Source organism: Aeromonas sp. PI_26 (assembly GCF_027854445.1).
GTDB lineage: Bacteria > Pseudomonadota > Gammaproteobacteria > Enterobacterales > Aeromonadaceae > Aeromonas > Aeromonas veronii.
The window spans coordinates 43,431-62,112 of sequence record NZ_JAJNOE010000007.1; the positions used below are offsets into that span (position 1 = coordinate 43,431).

16 protein-coding genes are annotated in these 18,682 nt (G+C 59.3%); 12 read left to right on the top strand and 4 right to left on the bottom strand.

Features of this window, described 5'->3' with window-relative positions:
- Window positions 1-130 precede the first annotated feature (130 nt).
- From mscM to LRL22_RS09665, 10 genes are all read left to right on the top strand, one after another.
- Entirely contained in the window at window positions 131-3,412 is a 3,282-nt protein-coding gene (gene mscM, locus LRL22_RS09620; RefSeq protein WP_088868674.1) for a miniconductance mechanosensitive channel MscM, read from the top strand.
- 24 nt (window positions 3,413-3,436) lie between these two features.
- Complete coding sequence (locus LRL22_RS09625) at window positions 3,437-4,120, top strand: glycerophosphodiester phosphodiesterase (protein ID WP_270905274.1); 684 nt, start codon at window positions 3,437-3,439, stop codon at window positions 4,118-4,120.
- Window positions 4,121-4,275: 155 nt separating this feature from the next.
- Complete coding sequence (locus tag LRL22_RS09630) at window positions 4,276-6,153, top strand: methyl-accepting chemotaxis protein (protein ID WP_005354019.1); 1,878 nt, start codon at window positions 4,276-4,278, stop codon at window positions 6,151-6,153.
- Window positions 6,154-6,662: 509 nt separating this feature from the next.
- Window positions 6,663-8,447: a fumarate reductase (quinol) flavoprotein subunit gene (gene frdA, locus LRL22_RS09635; protein WP_047437968.1), complete on the top strand. Its 1,785-nt coding sequence runs from the start codon at window positions 6,663-6,665 to the stop codon at window positions 8,445-8,447.
- A complete protein-coding gene (locus LRL22_RS09640; protein WP_005335057.1) occupies window positions 8,440-9,174 on the top strand; it encodes a succinate dehydrogenase/fumarate reductase iron-sulfur subunit in 735 nt (244 codons plus the stop codon). Before frdA ends, LRL22_RS09640 begins: the two co-directional genes overlap by 8 nt.
- A gap of 16 nt (window positions 9,175-9,190) precedes the next feature.
- Window positions 9,191-9,589 carry a hypothetical protein gene (locus LRL22_RS09645; protein ID WP_005335058.1) on the top strand — a complete coding sequence of 133 codons (399 nt, stop codon included), beginning with the start codon at window positions 9,191-9,193 and terminating at the stop codon, window positions 9,587-9,589.
- Window positions 9,590-9,599: 10 nt separating this feature from the next.
- Window positions 9,600-9,956, top strand: a complete 357-nt coding sequence (frdD, locus tag LRL22_RS09650; protein ID WP_040066869.1) for a fumarate reductase subunit FrdD — start codon at window positions 9,600-9,602, stop codon at window positions 9,954-9,956.
- 252 nt (window positions 9,957-10,208) lie between these two features.
- Window positions 10,209-10,937: a nucleoside recognition domain-containing protein gene (locus LRL22_RS09655; protein WP_270905275.1), complete on the top strand. Its 729-nt coding sequence runs from the start codon at window positions 10,209-10,211 to the stop codon at window positions 10,935-10,937.
- Entirely contained in the window at window positions 10,934-11,401 is a 468-nt protein-coding gene (locus tag LRL22_RS09660) for a YjiG family protein (protein ID WP_005335063.1), read from the top strand. The genes LRL22_RS09655 and LRL22_RS09660 overlap by 4 nt, the downstream gene beginning before the upstream one ends.
- A 25-nt stretch (window positions 11,402-11,426) precedes the next feature.
- Window positions 11,427-12,551 carry a M20 family metallopeptidase gene (locus LRL22_RS09665; protein ID WP_270905276.1) on the top strand — a complete coding sequence of 375 codons (1,125 nt, stop codon included), beginning with the start codon at window positions 11,427-11,429 and terminating at the stop codon, window positions 12,549-12,551.
- A 90-nt stretch (window positions 12,552-12,641) separates the two neighbouring features.
- On the opposite strand, the gene LRL22_RS09670 is transcribed toward LRL22_RS09665, so the two are convergent.
- The 3 genes from LRL22_RS09670 to LRL22_RS09680 form a co-directional block, all read right to left on the bottom strand.
- A complete protein-coding gene (locus LRL22_RS09670; protein WP_103250772.1) occupies window positions 12,642-13,391 on the bottom strand; it encodes a substrate-binding periplasmic protein in 750 nt (249 codons plus the stop codon).
- Between the two features lie 91 nt (window positions 13,392-13,482).
- Complete coding sequence (locus LRL22_RS09675) at window positions 13,483-14,709, bottom strand: winged helix-turn-helix domain-containing protein (protein WP_270905277.1); 1,227 nt, start codon at window positions 14,707-14,709, stop codon at window positions 13,483-13,485.
- A 105-nt stretch (window positions 14,710-14,814) separates the two neighbouring features.
- Window positions 14,815-15,408 (bottom strand): TetR/AcrR family transcriptional regulator, encoded by a 594-nt coding sequence (locus LRL22_RS09680; protein ID WP_139733378.1) that lies wholly within the window; start codon window positions 15,406-15,408, stop codon window positions 14,815-14,817.
- 107 nt (window positions 15,409-15,515) lie between these two features.
- Here LRL22_RS09680 and LRL22_RS09685 point away from each other — a divergent pair, with 107 nt between their 5' ends.
- Window positions 15,516-16,439, top strand: coding sequence for an ABC transporter six-transmembrane domain-containing protein (locus tag LRL22_RS09685; RefSeq protein WP_270905278.1), 924 nt, complete (start codon window positions 15,516-15,518; stop codon window positions 16,437-16,439).
- Between the two features lie 28 nt (window positions 16,440-16,467).
- Entirely contained in the window at window positions 16,468-17,856 is a 1,389-nt protein-coding gene (locus LRL22_RS09690) for an NAD(P)/FAD-dependent oxidoreductase (protein ID WP_270905279.1), read from the top strand.
- 46 nt (window positions 17,857-17,902) lie between these two features.
- Here LRL22_RS09690 and LRL22_RS09695 read toward each other — a convergent pair whose 3' ends face one another.
- Window positions 17,903-18,550 (bottom strand): class I SAM-dependent methyltransferase, encoded by a 648-nt coding sequence (locus LRL22_RS09695; RefSeq protein WP_270905280.1) that lies wholly within the window; start codon window positions 18,548-18,550, stop codon window positions 17,903-17,905.
- Window positions 18,551-18,682: the final 132 nt, after the last annotated feature.

The window sequence follows — 18,682 nt, forward strand, 5'->3', positions numbered from 1 at the left end:
CCAGGATCATAGCGAAACGGCAGCACGACTTCCTGTTATTTGTGTTATGAATCATTAATATAGACTGCTTTACCCGCCTCCCTGCCCTGTTTTAGGCTAGGGCCACCTCTTCTGAACGGAAACGAGCCTCATGTTGCAACGCCTGCTCACCCTCTTGCTGCTCTCCCTTCTCTTGTTGCCGCCAACCGTGCGCGCCGACGATGCCATTGCCCAGGCCGAATCCCTGTTGCAGAGCGTGCCCAAGAGCGATACCCCGGAAAACCAGAAGCTGCGGGAGAGCTACCAGCAGGCGCTGCAATTTGCCAGAGAGGCCGAGCGCTACCGGGAGCAGAGCAAAGCCTATCAGCAGATCCTTATCGATTACCCCAAGGAGTCGGCACGGCTCAAGGAGAGCCTGCACAACTATCAGCCCGCCGCTCGCCCGCCGCTGGCGAGCCTCAAGGAGGAGGCGCTGCGCCAGGCCATTGGCCTGAGCAGCAACCGCCAGCTCAATCTGCGCAAGGAGCGGCAGGGGGTGATGGACAGCCTCAACCAGCTGGAGAGTACCGGGCAGGAGTATCACCTGCGGGTGGACGATCTGCGCAAACAGCTGCAACTGACCCGCAGCCAGCTGGAGCGACTGAGCTTCAGCAGCGAATCGGATCGCCAGCAGGAGGCACAGCTGCTGCTGACCAGAATGAAAGAGCAGAGCCTCTCCGACCGGATCCAGATGCTGGAGCTGGAGCAGCTCTCGGCCCAGCAGCGCAACGATCTCGGCAAGCTGAAACTGCAGGAGCTCAATCTGGCCATCGCCGACGAGGATGAGTGGCAAGCCAGCCTGCTGACCCAGCAGAACCAGCTGCGGCGGGAGAAGACCGAGCAGGCGCTGGAGGAGAGCGAACGGCTGCGCAAACAGCTCACCACCGACATGCCGCTGCTGCTGGAGCAGCAACAGCAGAATCAGGCGCTCTCCATCCAGCTCGGCACACTGGAAGATCAAATTGAGCGGGTGCAGGACGAGCAGCGCAGCGTCGACAAGAATCTGTTTGAATTGAATGAGCTGGTCAACTCGGTACGCGAACAGCTGGAGTGGCTGCAGATCAGTAATGCCTACGGCGAGAACCTGCGCAGCAAACTCTCCGACCTGCCCCCCCAGTTTCCCCTCGACAAGCTGGAGTCCGCCATCGTCAGCGCCCGCATGGCCAAGTACCAGTACGAGAGCGAGCAGGATGGGCTCAAGGATACCCGCCAGCTGCGCGATAAGCTGATGGCCGAAGAGGAGGTGACGCTCGATCGGCCACAGCAAGCGGTGCTCGACAACCTGCTCAAGGCCCGGCGCCAGCTGCTGACCCGGCTCAACGACGCCTCCGACACCCTCATTCAGGAGCAGACCCGCCTCAAACTGCTCTACAGCCGTCAGAACAGCAAGATCGACGAGATCCGGGAGATCAGTGCCAGCCACCTGTTCTGGATGCCGGATGTGCGCCCCTTTACCCCACAGGTGATGCTCGGTATTCCTGCCGCGCTAACCCTGGCCTTCAACCCGGACAACTGGTTGCAACTGCCCTACGCCATCGCCGAAAACAGCCCGCTGAGCCTCACGCTGGCCGGTATTGGTCTGCTGGTGCTGGCCTGGAGCTGGTTCAAACTGGCCCGTCATCTGAGCCTCTATTGCGACCATATTGCGCCGCGGATCGGCAAGGTGACCCAGGACAAATTCAGCCTCACCAGCCGCTTGCTGCTGCGCTCCCTGCTTGCCGCTCTCCCCTTGCCCGCCATGGTGTTGATGGTGCGCGGCCTGCTCGAAGGGGCCTGGCAATACCCGTTTGCGGTGGCGGTGGCACGCGGCCTTGGCGAGATCTGGTTTCTGCTGCTGGCGCTGGTGATGGCCCGCCATCTGACACTGGAGCGGGGGATTTTGATCCACCACTTCCGCTGGCCCCGGGAACAGGTGCAAAAGGTGTGGGGGCAGTTTCGCACCCTGCTGCTGGTGCTGATCCCGAGTTTCTTTGTGCAGGGGATGGCCAACAGCTATCAGGAGCACGCCTTCTACGATTCCCTCGGCCGGATGGCCTTCATGATCGGTGCACTCTGGCTACTGCTCTTCTTTGCCCGCCTCAACCGGGAGCGGCTGCCACTCACCTGGGGCCAGACCGACATGACCAAGCCCCATCTGCTGCACCACTTCATCTGGAATAGCCTGATGCTGGCGCCGCTGCTGGCGGTAATTGGCGCCCTGTTTGGCTACTTCTATACCTCGCGCACCCTGCTGCGCCAGCTGGAGCTTAGCCTGCTGATGGGGCTGGGTTGCCTGCTGGTCTACTATCTGGCCAGACGCTGGATGCTGATCCAGCGCCGCCGCCTTGCCTTCGAGCGCGCCAAGAGCAAGCGGGCCGAGATCCTGGCCCAGCGCGGCCGGGAAGAGGGGCATGACGAGCTCAGCTCCGAGACCCCGGACGTGGTGGAAGAGACTGAACTGGATCTCGATACCATTAGCGCACAGTCGCTGGGGCTGGTGCGCACCCTGCTAATGCTGGGCTTCACCATGCTGGTGGTGGTGCAATGGTCGGATCTCAACTCCGCCTTCAGTTTCCTCAGCAATATCGAGGTGTGGCAGGTGAGCAGCAAGATTGGCGGCATCGAGCAGCTCTCGGCCATCACCTTGCAGGATCTGATGCTGACCGCCTTCGTCTTCATTCTGACCGTGGTGACAGCCCGCAACCTGCCGGGGCTAATGGAGCTGACCCTGTTGCAGCACCTCAGCCTCTCCCCGGGTACCGGCTTTGCTCTCACGACCACCAGCAAGTATCTGGTGATCCTGATCGGTGCCCTCACCGGCTTCTCCATGCTCGGCATCGACTGGTCGAAGACCCAGTGGCTGGTCGCCGCCCTCTCGGTGGGGCTGGGTTTCGGCCTGCAGGAGATCTTCGCCAACTTTGTCTCCGGCCTCATCATCCTGTTTGAGAAGCCGATCCGGCTCGGTGACACTGTGACCATCCGCGATCTCACCGGCACCGTCACCAAGATCAAGACCCGGGCAACCACCATAGTGGATTGGGATCGCAAGGAGATCATCGTGCCCAACAAGGCCTTCATCACCGAACAGTTCATCAACTGGTCGCTCTCCGATGCCATCACCCGGGTCAAACTGCGGATCCGGATCGGCCTGACCCGGGATCCGAAACTGGTGCAGCGCATTCTGGAAGAGTCCATCCAGGCATCGACCCTGGTATTGGAGACGCCGACGCCAGAGGTCTTCCTGATCGAGTTCACCGACTCGGCACTGATCTACGAGATCCGCCTCTACGTCAACAACATGGATCACCGGATGCCCATCACCCACGAGGTTCACTCGCTGGTGCTGGAGAAGATGCAGCAGCAGGGACTTACCCTGCCCCATCAACAGATCGACATTCACCTGAGCCGCGGCTGATCCGCGAGGTAAAAGGAGCAGAACATGCAGATTATTGCCCATCGTGGCGCCAGCGGTCTGGCACCGGAGAACACCCTAAAGGCGATGGCCAAAGCGCTGGAGCTGGGCGCATCAGCCATCGAGATCGACGTGCAGGCGGCCGATAGCGAATTGTGGGTATTCCATGACAGGCGGCTGGAGCGCTGCACCAACGGCAAGGGGGTGCTGACCGAACAATCCCGCTCCTATCTGGAGCAGCTCGATGCCGGTGAAGGAGAGGTGATCCCGACCCTGTGGCAGGTGATGGAGATCATCGCCGGACGCTGCGAGTTGCATATCGAGCTCAAGGGCGCCCATACCGCCGATGCGGTGGCAGCCCTGACCCGACGGGCAGAGGCCGAGCTGGGCTTTACTCCAGGCCAGTGGGTGGTCTCCTCCTTCCATCACCCGGAGCTGGCCCGATTTGCCGCCTTGCGGCCCGATATCCGGCTCGGTGCCCTGACCGCTAACCTGCCGCTCAACCTGGCGCAGTTTGCCGACGAGCTGGGAGCCTGGTCCATCAATTGCGATGTTGATTTTATCGATGCCGCGCTGGTCGATGATGCACATCGCCGGGGGCTCAAAGTTCTGGTTTATACCGTTGATTATCCAGAAGATTATGAAACGCTCTCTAGCATGGGGGTCGATGGAATCTTCACCAATCGACCAGATCGTTTTCTGACGCAGTGAGGGGGCGATACACGCATGGATATCCACTGATTTAGGCACTAACTTTAAATAGCTGACCGGGATACAAAGAGTTCAACTTCAGCCGATAAACAGAGGCTCATAACAATAACTAGATTCCACACACACTTCAGACTGACGCTCACAAGGATGTAACTATGAACTTATCCATTAAAAACAAGCTTGTCCTGGCTATCGGGGTCATCATTCTGGTGATCACCTGCCTGCAGGTCTGGTACAACACCTCGCAACTGCGCAGCGAGACCCAGCGACTGGTCTGGAACATCATCGACGAAAGCTCCATGGCCAACGTCAAGGGGATCTCCCGCTGGGTCGACTCCCGGATCAGCATGGTCAGCACCACCAAGGAAGCATTCGCCAAAGAAGATGAGCCCATCAGTCATCTGGCCCAGTCCATGAATGCCGGTGGCTTCGACCTGGTCTATGCCGGTACCGCAGACGGCAAGATGATCCAGAGCAAACCAACCGATTTGCCCGCCGGTTATGACCCACGTCAACGCCCCTGGTACAAGGACGCGGCCGCCGCAGGCAAGCTGGTCATTACAGCCCCCTATGCCGACATCTCCACCGGCCAGCTGATTGTTACCATTGCCGAGCCGTTCCAGCGCGGCAATACCCAGGGAGTCATCGCCGGTGACGTCTCCATCAGCTCACTGATCTCGGACATTCTGGCGGTCACCACCGAGGGCACCTACGCCATGCTGGTGGACAGCAATGGCACCATCATCGCGCACCCCGATGCCTCCCTGAGCCTCAAATCCGCTACCGCTCTGGCACCGGAGCTGACTGCGGCCTACATCAATCAGGTCGCCCATGACGGCATGATCAACGAGCTGGTGATCAGCGGCAAGAAAGAGGTCTACGACTTTAATGCCATTCCCAATACCAACTGGTATTACGGCATGATGGTGGATGAAGAGATCGCCTACCAGTCGGTACGCCGCATGGTTACCTCCTCCCTCATTCAGGGGCTTATCACCATATTGATCGTGGCAGGCTTCTCCTATGTCGCCATCAACAGCTCGCTGGCCCCTCTGAAAACCCTGGGCGAAGCGATTGCCGATCTCTCCCGTGGCAACGGCGATCTGACCCGCCGCATCAAGATTGAACGTGAGGATGAGGTGGGTGCGGTTGCCAAACACGTCAACACCTTCATCGAGCGGATCCATGTGATGGTGCAGGATATCTCCAACTCCTCCGGCCAGCTCAACCAGCAGGCCAAGTCCTCCCACAGCATGGCGGAGAAGGCTAATCAGGGATTGGCTCGTCAGCAAAACGAGATCTCCCAGATCGCCACTGCGGTACACGAGATGTCGGCCACCGCGGTCGAGGTCGCCAGCAACGCCGAGCAGACCGCCGAAGCGGCCCGCAGCTCCTCCAGCAGCTGCGAGCATGGCAAGCAGGTGATCGCCCGCAACCAGCGCTCCATCACCGATCTGGCCACCCAGGTGGAACAGGCCTCTAACATCATTCAGGAACTGGAGAAAAACGCTCAGGAGATCAACACCATCCTCTCCACCATTCAGGGCATCGCCGAGCAGACCAACCTGCTGGCACTCAACGCCGCCATCGAAGCGGCACGTGCCGGTGAACAGGGCCGCGGCTTTGCGGTGGTAGCCGACGAGGTGCGCGTCTTGTCACAGCGTACCCACAGCTCCACCGTCGAGATCCGCAATATGATCGAAACCCTGCAACGCAATACCCAGGGAGCGGTCAGCACCATGCACGAAGGCCAGCTGCTGGCCCAGAACAGCGTGGATGACGCCAACAACGCCACCCATGCGCTGGAGCAGATCACCACCTCGATCAACCAGATCTCCGACATGGCGACCCAGATCTCCAGCGCGGCTGAAGAGCAGCGGGCCGTCACCGACGAAGTAAGTCGCAACATTCAGGCAGTGAAAGATGTCTCGGACGAACTGGCAGTGGATGCAGACAGCTCACGCCATCTCTCTGAACAACTTAAAAATATTTCGGGTGAACTGAGCAATCAGGTCGGCATGTTCCGCATTTGAGCATGAGCAAAAGGGGCCGTACAGGCCCCTTTTATTTTTCTAAATAGCGCTTAATTTTCAGTGAGTAATCTCACATTACCCGCCAAATACCCCGCCTTGAAATCCTTGTAATTCGTCTGGAGTTATCAGATCACCGCCGTGGTCACCGCCGCACTTCGGATTACCTATTTCTATCCGAATAGATAAATGCCAATAATTCTCATTAAAAAATTACAATAAAAAACTTAAAATTTTTTTCGCGAGTACCTAAAAAGAGAGGTGATTCGCATTTTATTGAAAGAAAACTACGTACAATCCAGAAGTTAAAGTACTCGTAGCTAGGTGTTCAACTGCTCAGCAACACCAAAAAATGACGATAATAACGACATTTTCATCCAGGGATTTGGGTGTTTTATAGAAAAATAACCAATAAAAAGGGAATAAAACCTAGCAGTTTGACTTGCATCAAGCCTGAATTTTTTTCATAGAGCAAAATCGTGCCCAGCAAATCTATCCCTAAGGAGGCAGATGTGGATATTATCAAGACCGATGTGGCCATCATCGGTGCTGGCGGTACCGGCTTACGCGCCGCTATCGCTATAGCCGAATCACAGCCAGACCTGGACATCGCCCTGATTTCCAAGGTTTACCCGATGCGCAGCCACACGGTTGCTGCCGAAGGCGGCGCCGCCGGTGTCGTCCGTGATGACGACTCCCTCGAAAACCACTTCAACGACACCGTCTCCGGTGGTGACTGGCTGTGCGAGCAGGACGTAGTGGAATACTTCGTCAACAACGCGACCAAAGAGATGATCCAGCTGGAGCACTGGGGTTGCCCCTGGAGCCGCAAGCCGGATGGCAAAGCCAACGTGCGTCCGTTTGGTGGCATGAAGGTTCCCCGTACCTGGTTCGCCGCAGACAAGTCCGGTTTCCATATTCTGCACACCCTGTTCCAGACCTCCGTCAAATACCCGAGCATCAAGCGCTTCGACGAGCATTTCTGTCTTGATCTGATCGTGGACGACGGCCGCGTTCAGGGCGTACTGACCTTCGACATCCAGAACGGTATCACCCGCTTCATCCAGGCCAAATCCGTGATTGTGGCAACCGGCGGCGCTGGCCGTGTCTATCGCTACAACACCAACGGTGGCATCGTCACCGGCGACGGCATGGCACTGGCCTACCGTCACGGCGTACCGCTGCGTGATATGGAGTTCGTCCAGTATCACCCGACCGGTCTGCCGGGCACCGGCATCCTGATGACCGAAGGTTGTCGTGGTGAGGGTGGCGTCCTGCTGAACAAGGATGGCTACCGCTACCTGCAAGACTACGGCTTGGGCCCGGAAACCCCGATCGGCCAGCCGAAGAGCAAATACATGGAGCTGGGTCCGCGCGACCGCGTTTCCCAGGCATTCTGGCAAGAGCAGCAGAAAGGCCGCGTCATTCAGGGCCCGATGGGCGATGTGGTTCACCTCGACCTGCGTCACCTTGGCGAGAAGTACCTGAAAGAGCGTCTGCCGTTCATCTGCGAACTGGCCAAAGCCTACGTCAACGTGGATCCGGCCAAAGAGCCTATCCCGGTACGTCCGACTGCCCACTACACCATGGGTGGTATCGAGACTGACAACAAGTGTGCCACCCGTCTGCCCGGCCTCTACGCCGCGGGCGAATGTGCCTCCGTCGGTCTGCACGGTGCCAACCGTCTGGGTTCCAACTCCCTGTCCGAGATCGTGGTATTCGGCAAGCTGGCCGGTGAGCAGGCAGGTGAATTTGCCAAGACTCAGAAGCATGGCAACACCGAAGCGCTGGCCGCCAAGGCCGAGGCGCTCATCAAGCAGCACCTCTCCCTGATGGACATAGACGGTACCGAAAACCCGGCCGATATCCGCAACGAGCTGGGCATGTCCATGGAAGCCGGCGTCGGTATCTACCGTACCGAAGAGCTGATGCAGGGCACCATCGACAAGATCAACGAGCTGAAAGCCCGTTACAAGAAGGTCAAGATCAACGACAAGTCCTCTGTCTTCAACACCGATCTGCTGTACGCCATCGAACTGGGTTACATGCTGGACGTGGCTGAAGCCATGGCGCACTCCGCCATCAATCGTAAAGAGTCCCGCGGTTCCCACCAGCGTCTGGATGGTTACGAAGAGCGCGATGACGTGAACTTCCTCAAGCACACGCTCTCGTTCTACAAAAATGGCGAAACGCCCTCCATCGATTACTCCGATGTGAAGATCACTAAGTCCCAGCCGGCAAAACGCGTGTACGGCTCCGAGGGTGAGAAACAAGACGAGGCTAAGAAGAATGGCTGAGATGATTGAAATTGAGATCCTGCGCTACCGTCCGGAACAGGATAACGAGCCCTGGATGCAAACCTTCCAGGTGCCATACCAGAGAGAGATGTCTCTGCTGGACGCCCTGCAGTACATCAAGGATCACCTGGACTCTACCCTGAGCTTCCGCTGGTCCTGCCGGATGGCGATCTGCGGCTCTTGCGGCATGATGGTCAACGGTGTGCCCAAGCTGGGTTGCAAGGCGTTCCTGCGCGACTATCTGCCGGGCAAGATGACCGTCGAGCCGCTCAACAACTTCCCGATCGAGCGCGATCTGGTGGTCGACATGTCCGACTTCATCGAGAAGCTGGAGAGCATCAAGCCGTACATCATCCCGAGCGAGCCGCGCAGCCTGTGTGATGGCGAGTACATCCAGACTCCGGCCCAGATGGCGCAGTACAAGCAGTTCTCCCAGTGCATCAACTGTGGTCTCTGCTACGCAGCCTGCCCGCAGTACGGCATCAACAAGAAGTTCACCGGTCCGGCGGCACTGGCTCTGGCCTATCGCTACAACGTCGACAACCGTGATGCCGGCGCCAAAGAGCGTATGCGCATCATCAGCCAGGACGAAGGCGTCTGGGGCTGTACCTTCGTGGGCTACTGCTCCGAAGTGTGCCCGAAAGGCGTCGATCCGGCGGCGGCCATCCAGCTTGGCAAGGTCGAAAGCGCCAAGGACTACATGATCGCCATGTTCAAGCCAGATTGAGAGCAGGATTGAGACCATGAACAACACTGATAGCAAACGTAAACCTTACGTCCGCGAAATGAAGAAAGACTGGTGGCTGAAGAACGCCTTCTACACCGGTTACATGATCCGTGAAGGCACCAGTATCTTCGTCTCCATCTACGCCGTTGTGCTGATGTGGGGCCTGATGCGCCTGGTTCAGGGTCAGGAAGCGTTCAACGGCTGGCTGGAATCCCTGCAAAGCCCGATCGCCATCCTGTTCCATGTCGTCGCTCTGGCGGCGTGCCTGTTCCATGCCAAAACCTGGTTCGCCCTGGCGCCGAAAGCCATGCGTATCTTCCGTGGTGAAGACCTGGTACCGGAGAAGCCGATCGTTCTCGCCCAGTATGTGGCGCTGGCGGTGGTGTCCCTGCTTGTCCTGATCATCGTGGCCTGAGGAGAAAACAATGAGACGTTCTGACGAACCAATTTACTGGGGTCTGTTTGGTGCGGGTGGCATGGTCGTTGCCATGCTGCTGCCGGTCATTGTCCTCATCACCGGTCTGCTGGTGCCCATGGGCATCATGGACGTGGAAACTATGAGCTATGACCGCGTGCACGCGTTCGCCAGCTCCTGGTGGGGTGCCTGCATCCTGCTGGTGATCATCGCCCTGCCAGTCTGGCACGGCATGCACCGTATCTACCACGGTCTGCACGATCTGGGGATCCACACCACCAAGCTGCACCACTATGTGTTCTATGGCTTTGCCTTCCTGGTATCTGCCATTACCGTCGGCCTGCTGATGGTGCTGGTACTCCAGTAATCACATCTGACTGATTGACCAAACCGGGCCAAGTGCCCGGTTTTTTATTGCCACGCTATCCCGCCCCTGCTTTTTATTCACTCAAACAATTCGATGAAAACCAGATTATCGTCCAAGCATATGGCGATCACAGTCACATAACCCCAATACATTCGTCATTTGCAGCAAACCATTTTGACCACCATCAATTTAGTGACATCTATATCAATTATAATTATTCAGATTAAATAATTATTCATATGGAGCTAGCTAATGACAGACAAAACACGCTCGGTGAGCATAGGCAGTTACCTGGCACTGGCCTTCGCCGTGGTCTTCTTCTCCGGACTGTTGCAATCCGGCGAGTGGTACGGGGTATTCGATTTCACCACGCTGAACGGTTCGTTCGGTACCATGGTCCAGAGCGTCAGCGAGAATGGTGACGGCATAAAGACCGCCATGACCGACATGCGCGGCAAAGGGGGCAACGGCGCTCGCGATGGCTTTTTGTTTGCCCTGACCCTGATCCCCACCGTGATGTTTGCCCTCGGCATGATCAATGTGCTGGAGCACTACGGCGCGCTGGAAGCGGCCCGCAAGTTACTGACCCCGCTGCTGCGTCCGCTGATGGGGATCCCGGGCAACACCGGCCTCGCCCTTATCGCCTCCCTGCAGAGTACCGATGCCGGTGCCGCCATGACTCGTCAGCTCAAGGATGAAGGGCTCATCACCAAGCGTGAAACCGACGTGTTCACCATGTTCCAGTTCTCCGCTGGTGCCACCATCGTCAACTTCTTCTCCTCCGGCGCCGTGCTGTTCACCCTGACACTGGCAGATGGCAGCCCGGCGGTCAGCTCCTCCATCGGTCTGGCTGTCATCGTGATGTTCGCCTTCAAATTTGTCGGGGCCAACCTGTTCCGGGTCTACCTCAATATGAGCGAAGACAAGCAGACCGATAACAACACCCAGCAGACCCTCAACACTCAGGAGCAAGCCAAATGAGCCAGGCCAACATCAAGAAACCCATCGTCACCGATATATTCGTCGAAGGGGCCAAGAAGGGCTGGGTCATCGCCACCACCTCCACCGTACCCAACGTACTGATGGCCTTCGTCATCATCAAGGCGCTGCAGATCACCGGCGCGCTGGATGCCATGGGCGCCATCTTCTCCCCCGTCATGGCCATCTTCGGTCTGCCCGGTGAGGCGGCAGCCGTGCTGATCGGCGCCTGGATGTCGATGGGGGGCGCGGTCGGTGTGGTCATCACCCTGTTCGATCAGGGGATCCTCAACGGCACCCACATCGCCATTCTGGCGCCAGCCATCTACCTGATGGGCTCCCAGGTGCAGTACATGGGCCGCATCCTCGGCTGTATCGGCACCGAAGGGCGTTATATCCCCATCATGGTCGCCATCTCGGTACTCAACGCCTTCGGCGCCATGTTGGTGATGAACATCCTTCTCTGACCCGAACCTGATAGTGGAGCAAGCAATGACTTTTTCTCTGGATCAATACCTGACCGAACTGGCCCCGCTGATCAATCTGGATTGCGGATCCCTGCACCAGCCGGGCATTGCGGCAGTGGCCGACCTGATGGCCGCCAAATATGAGGCGATGGGCGGCTGGCAGATCAAGCGGGTCGACTGCGGCGCCGCCGGGGTGGGGCTGGAGATCCGCAACCAGCCTGATGCGGCGCAGATCGATGTGATGCTGATCGGTCATATGGATACCGTCTTCCCGCTCGGCACCGCCGCCGCCCGCCCGATGAGCATCGATGGTGAGCGCGCTTACGGTCCCGGTGTCTCCGACATGAAATCCGGCCTGCTCAACATCGTCTATGCGCTGCGTGAACTCCCCCGCGAGGTGCGCGATCGCCTGAGCATCTGCGTCTGCATGAACCCGGATGAGGAGATTGGCTCCCTCCACTCCAGCGACTGGCTGGCAACGGTGGCCAAACAGGCGAAACAGGTGCTGGTGGCCGAAGCTGCCCGCGCCGATGGCTCGCTGGTCAAGGCGCGCAAGGGGATGGCCCGTTATCGCATCGACTTCACCGGCAAGGCAGCCCACGCGGGCAACGAACCGCAGAAGGGGCGCAGCGCCATCACCGAGCTGGGCCACTGGATCCTGGCCATCAACGCCCTGACCAACTTCGAGAGCGGCACCACCCTCAACATCGGCATTGTCGAGGGGGGCAATGGCGCCAACATAGTGCCGGCACATGCCAGCGCCGTGGTAGACGTCCGCTTCTGGGACAATCAGGAGTACCACCAGATCGACGATCATCTGCTGACCCTGGCCGATCGTCCCCATCTCGACGGCGTCACCATCCAGCTGACCCGCGAGGCCCACAAACCGGCCATGGTGCCGTCAGAGGGCACCCAGGCACTGATGCAACTGGTGGAGGAGTGTGGCGCCGAACTGGGGCTGCCGATCAGCTGGCAAGAGGTGGGGGGCGGCTCCGATGCCAACCTGACCGCCGCCCTCGGTATCCCCACTCTGGATGGTCTGGGCCCTATCGGTGCAGGTTTCCACAGTGACGAGGAGTATCTGGATCTGGTCAGCATTGCCCCGCGCATCGAGTTGCTGGTGAAGGTACTGACCCGTCTGGCGGCCTGACAGCCTCTCACGTAAAAAAGGGCCAGCCGGTTTGCACCGGCGGTGCCCTCTGTTTATCTGCTCCCCCTGAATGACAGCAACCCTTCGCTATTACTCCATTGGCGGCAAGAAGCGGCGCATCACCTCATCCGTATGCCCCCCTTCCTGAAATGCCACCAGCGACTGATTGAGGATGTTCACCAGCTGGTGACCGCGGGGGGAGCCCTTGCTCACCAGCAGATAGAATCCCTTGCGGCTGGGCAGGGCGAGATTGAGCAACCCGCTCTCGCTGCGGTAGATGCCAAGGCTGATGCCAGCCACCAGAGGTTCGATTTCACTTGGCAGAAAGTCGCAGCGATCCCGTTCCAGCATATCGAGCGCCTGCTGCAACTGCTTGACCCGGCGTGGCTCCTGCGCAAGCCCGTAGGGGGTATAGTTGTAGCCAATCACCCCGCACACCCGGGAACGATTGACCGTCTGCAGATCCGGCGGTTCGGGGTAGCGGCGCTTGAGATAGAAGAAACCGAGATGAGTGTAATATAGGGGGACGCTGTAGAAGGCAAACTCGGCCCGCTCCGGCTTGTAGCTGGCATCCCAGGTCAGCTCGCACAGACCATTCTGGCGATAATCCGCCAGCTCCTGCTGCACCCGCGCCCAGGGCAGATAGCGGATCTGGTGCGAGAGCCCGCTCTGTTGCAGGGCATCGAGCACCAGCGTTGTCGCCGAACCGGTCAGGCGGCTGGTATCGGGCACCCCGTCCTTGCGCTCCCAGTAGGTAAAGGGGGCCCACTCGTTGCCCTCCCCCAGACAGATCTTCACTGGCGGCTCTTGCCCCCATAGCGCGGGGGACAAGATGGCCATCGCCAATCCCGCCCACCATGTTGCCACTCGTTTCATCTCCCGCTCCCGGACTGTTGATCCCTCTTGCAGCTTAGCCCAGAAGGGATTTTGCTCACTTTGCAGGGGAGCTTTCATGCCATAACGCCAGCAAATTGGCCGGAATGGCACCATAACGAAGCTGCGGCGTCTGGTGCCAGTCAGCCAGCTTTTGCAGGGCTTTCGCCAGATCCTGTGCAAGCGTGCGGGTCACTCTCACACCGGCTTCCAGATAGAGGCTCTTGATCTCGAAGATCCCCTGCTGGCGATGGGCCTTGGCATCCATCCTGCCCACCAGCTTGCCACGATGCAGCAAGGGCAACACGAAGTAACCGTACTGACGCTTGGGGGCCGGGGTATAGCACTCGATACGATAGTCAAAGTTGAACAACTCACTGGCCCGTTTGCGATCCCATACCAGCGGATCGAACGGCGACAAGACGGTGGTATGGGTTGCCTTGAGATGGCCTTCCTCTGCCTGCACCAGCTCATCGGCCAGCGAGGCGTGCACAAAAGCGCCGTGCTGCCACCCCTCCACCCGTACCGGCAACAGCTCCCCCTCGTCCGCCAGCTGATGGAGCAGGGCGTCATATTTGCCGCGCCGCAGCCGGTAGTAATCCGCCACCCAGCCAGTTTTGACCAGCCCCAGCGCCCGGCAGCTGGCGCGCACCATATCCTGCTGCGCCTGCTCGACGCTCGGCAGATCCCGCTGGTCGCTCCACTCGGGGATAACCCGCTCGGCCAGGTCATAGACCCGCTGAAAGTTGCGCCGCTCCCGTACCATCAGCTGACCGCTGGTAAATAACACCTCGAGATGGCGCTTCTCCGGTTTCCAGTCCCACCAGCCATTGCCCTTGCCGGTTGTGCGTTCAAAGTCAGCCGCCCGCACCGGGCCGTGCTGACGAATACGCTCGATCAGCTGACCGATCTCCTGCTGATGGGTAACGAGCCAGTTGGCCGAAAACTTCCACCCCATGGCGACGGGGTCGAGCATCCGATGGCGCAACAGCCGGTAATCCTCGCGGGGCACAAAGCAGGCCTCGTGGGCCCAATATTCGAAGATCTCGCCGTCGGCCAGCAACTGCTCCAGCCAACGCGGTTCGTACTGGCCAAGGCGGCTAAAGAGCACCAGATATGGGCTGCGCGCCACCACCGAGATGGTATCGATCTGCAGCAGCGCCATACGGCGAATGGTGGCCAGCAGATCAGCCGGGGTCGCCTTGCTGCGACGGGGGGCAAGCAGCCCCTGCGCCGCCAGTTGCAGATGACGGGCATCTTGCAGTGACAAATGGGTAATCGACATCAACAACCGCTCCCTGGTATCTGACCATCGCGCGCCCGGCGGATAGCCAACAAAACCGGGGGAGGCACCACGCTGGCATGCCTCCCCCCTTGTGTACCTGCGCCGCTATGAGTGGGCCGGGGGCAAGACCAGCTGATTGACCACCAGCATGATCTCTTGATAAGTGGCCTCTACCGTCTCGGGGGTCGGCTCCAGAATCAGGTCATCGGCATAGCCGTTGATGAGGGAGGTGATCTGGCGCGCCAGTCGCCGGGCATCGCCCGCCACAAACTCGCCGCTGTCGATCCCCTTTTGCAGGATCAGATCCAACACCTCGCGCCACGCCAAAATGATTTTGCGGTAGCTCTCGGCAAACACAGGGTCGCGCAGTGACTCGTTCCAGGCATCAAGGTAGATGGCCCAGGAGGCATCCTGACTGGTCGGCAGGTTGTCCCGCACAAAGAGCGGCAACGCTTCGCGGGCCGGCAGCGGCAATAGCCACTCCCGCTGCTCGGCGATCTCCTGATAGGTGAAACGCTCCACGGCGCAGAGGCAGAGCTCCTTCCAATCCTTGAAGTAGTGGTAGACGTGGCTGCGCGCCAGACCGGTGCGCTCGGCAATATCACGGGTTGACGATGCCGCCATCCCCTTCTCTCGAAACAGGGCCAGTACGGCCTCGATGATCATCTCTTTGCGCTGTTCTGCTGATGGGCGTGCCATCTGACCTCCTGCGATATCCATCGTTCTGCTTGACTTTGAGCAGTCGCTCAAACAAACTTTGAGCACTCGCTCAAACTTAGCGTTTCCGACATCTTAGGAGATAACCCATGACAACACCAACCACTTCGGCAGCCAGTTGCGACGAGCAGGCCACGCCGTTGCCACACTCGGCCGGTCGTTCGCTGGGGGCGATTGCGCGGGCCAATCCCCTCAAGCTGGCGGGCACCTTCTCGCTGGTGACCCTCGAAAACATCCTGCTGGTGGTCTATCCCCTGTTCGCCGGCTTTGCCATCGACGCCATCGTCAAGGGCCAGTGGTGGCAGGCTTCAAGCTACGCCCTGATCGTGCTGCTGTTCTGGCTCATCGGCGCCCTGCGCCGGGCGGTCGACACCCGCGCCTTTACCCATATCTATGCGGCACTGGCGGTGCCGGTGATCCTGACACAACGCCAGCAGCAGGAGGGGCAATCTACCATAGTGGCGCGGGTCACCCTGGCGCGGGAGTTTGTCGACTTCTTCGAGAAACATATCCCGATCATGGCCACCAGCCTGATCTCCATCGTCGGGGCGGCCGTGATGCTGATGGTGATCGAGTTCTGGGTCGGCATCGCCTGCATGGGGGTATTGCTGCTGTTCGGCCTGCTGCTGCCCGGCTTTTCGCGCAAAAACCAGCTGCTGCACGAGCGGCTCAACGATCGGCTGGAACACGAAGTCAAACTGGTCACTCATGCCCAATCAGCCAGCCTCTCCCGCCACTACCGCGCGCTGGCCTGGCTCCGTATCCGGATTTCGGATCGGGAGGCACTCGCCTTTCTGGCGGTCGGCATCAGCGCCTCCCTGCTGTTCCTGCTGGCCATCACCATGCTGATGGCCCAGCCCCAGGTCTCGGCAGGCCATGTCTATGCTGTGATGACCTACCTCTGGAACTTTGTTACCAGCCTGGATGAGGGGCCCGGTCTTGCCGATCAGCTGGCCCGGCTGCGAGACATAGGCCGCCGGGTCAATACCGCCCAACCCGATGAAATGATTTGACATTTTGTATCTGTAACCGGAGTAGAAGATGAATCCGACCACCCTTTGCCAACGAGCGTTGACCATGTGCATCAGCTGTTTTTTCCTCGCCGCCTGCGGCCCCAAGATGAGCGACTTTGAGCCCAACACCAGCTACTGGTTCAAGGAGAAACCGGCAGAGGAGAGTGCCCCGCTGGCGCAAGACATGACGGTGGATATCGCCATCATAGGTGGTGGCTACAGCGGCCTCTCCAGTGCCTGGCATCTGGCCAAGGCCAATCCGTCGCTCAAGATCGCCATCTTCGAGGCCAAGCAGGTGGGCAGCGGCGCCTCGGGCCGCAACGGCGGCATGGTATTGCCGGGCTCCGAGGTGATGGATCTCTACGAGGAGGGGGAAGCGAGCAAGCGCCACTACGATCTCACCGTCGCCAGCATGCGCAAGCTGCAGGCGCTGGTCGCCTCAACCGGCGTCGAGGCCGACCTCAAGCTCGATGGCTATGTGGAGGCGATCCTCGATGAGGAGGATATCGCCGAGTACCGCGACTATGTGAAAACCGCCAATCGCCTCGGCATCCCGCTCCAGTACTGGAACGCCGATACCACAGAGGAAAAACTCGGCACCGACCGCTACGTGGGGGCGGTCTACGACCCCAATGGCGGTCAGGTTCACGCCATGAAACTGGTCAATGCCCTGCGCAAGGCGGTGGAGCAGGCGGGCGTCACCATCTATGAGCAGAGCCCGGTGCTGGGGATCAAGGAGGGCAAGCAGATCGAGCTCAATGTGGCCGACAAGTACAAGGTGACCGCCGACAGCATAGTGCTGGCGACCAACGGCTATACCTCAAAACTTGGCTACTTCAGCGGGCGAGTATTTCCGGTACACGCCCAGAGCGCCGTCACCGAGCCGCTCACCAAAAAGCAGCTGGCCGCCATCCAGTGGCAGAGTCGGGTGCCCTACTACGACACCCGCAACATCCTGTTCCATCTGGTGTTGACCCCGGATAACCGCATCGTCATCGGTGGCGGCAATGCCGAGTACGTCTTCAACGACGGCCTCAACTACAAGGGCGATCTCAACCGTGTCAGCGAGATGATGATGACCGAGCTGGTGACCCTCTATCCGGCCCTCAAGGGGATCAAATTTGAGCAGGTGTGGGACGGGGTACTCGGCATGACCGGCGACAGCACTGAAGCGGTGGGGGTAATGGGGGATCACAAGAACATCTACTACGCCCTCGGCTACAACGGCCACGGCATCAACCTCTCCTTCCTGTTTGGCGACATCGTGGCCAGCCTCTATCAGGGCAAGGATCACCCCTGGTTCAACCACGCGGCGCAGAGTCTGCCGATGTGGCTGCCACCAGAGCCGTTCAAGTCAATCGGCGTCAAATCTGCCCTGATGTACTACCAGTGGCAGGACAAGGGCTACAAGGAGTAACCGAGAGCCGAGCAAGAAACAGCCGAGTAACAGACGAAGGCACGCCTCAGGGCGTGCCTTTCTGCAATACCGCCACATCGGCGTGGGGGAAGCTGAGCTCGGCCTGCCAGCGAGCGGCCAGCACCCGAAACGACGCCTCGGAAAAGAAGACGATGTGGGTCGGGTCGTGGCGATAGCGCCAGTTTTTAAACCGCTCGTCACTGAGCACCCGCTGGGTCTGCAGCACCAGCAGGCCACCGGGCTTGAGGCTATCCCACAACTGCGCCAGCACCGTGCGCGGCTCGGCGATATGCTCAATCACCTCGGTACTGGTGATGAAGTCATACTGACGCGTCAGCAACTCGGGAAAGTCGGCATAGAACTTGTCATACCCCGCCATCTGGTAACCCGCCTCACGCCCCATCGCCACCAGCGCTGGGCCAGGACCGCAGCCAAAATCGAGGCCACTGGCTGGGGTTGGCACCCGGCTCAATACCTCGCCAAATGCCCGCATCAGAAAGGTGCGATAACGGGGATCATCCACCCAGTTGTCATGACCGTCATAGACCGCCTTCTCCGCCGCCTCATCCAGATGATCCGCCTGATCCAGCCAGACCAGCTCGCACGCGAGGCAGCGATGATAGCGCTTGCCCGCCACCGGCAGGGGATAACTGCGATGGCTGGCACACAGGGGGCAGCTGACGGTGGATGACATGGCGGTTCCTCTTGGGGGCTTCCTGTTGGATAACAGCGGCGCAGATTGCCTGCCCGTCGCGTCGCTGACAACTTTTTTTGCTCCTTAAGGGTTTCTTAAGTTTGCCCTTTTACTCTCAAACCATCGCAAGAG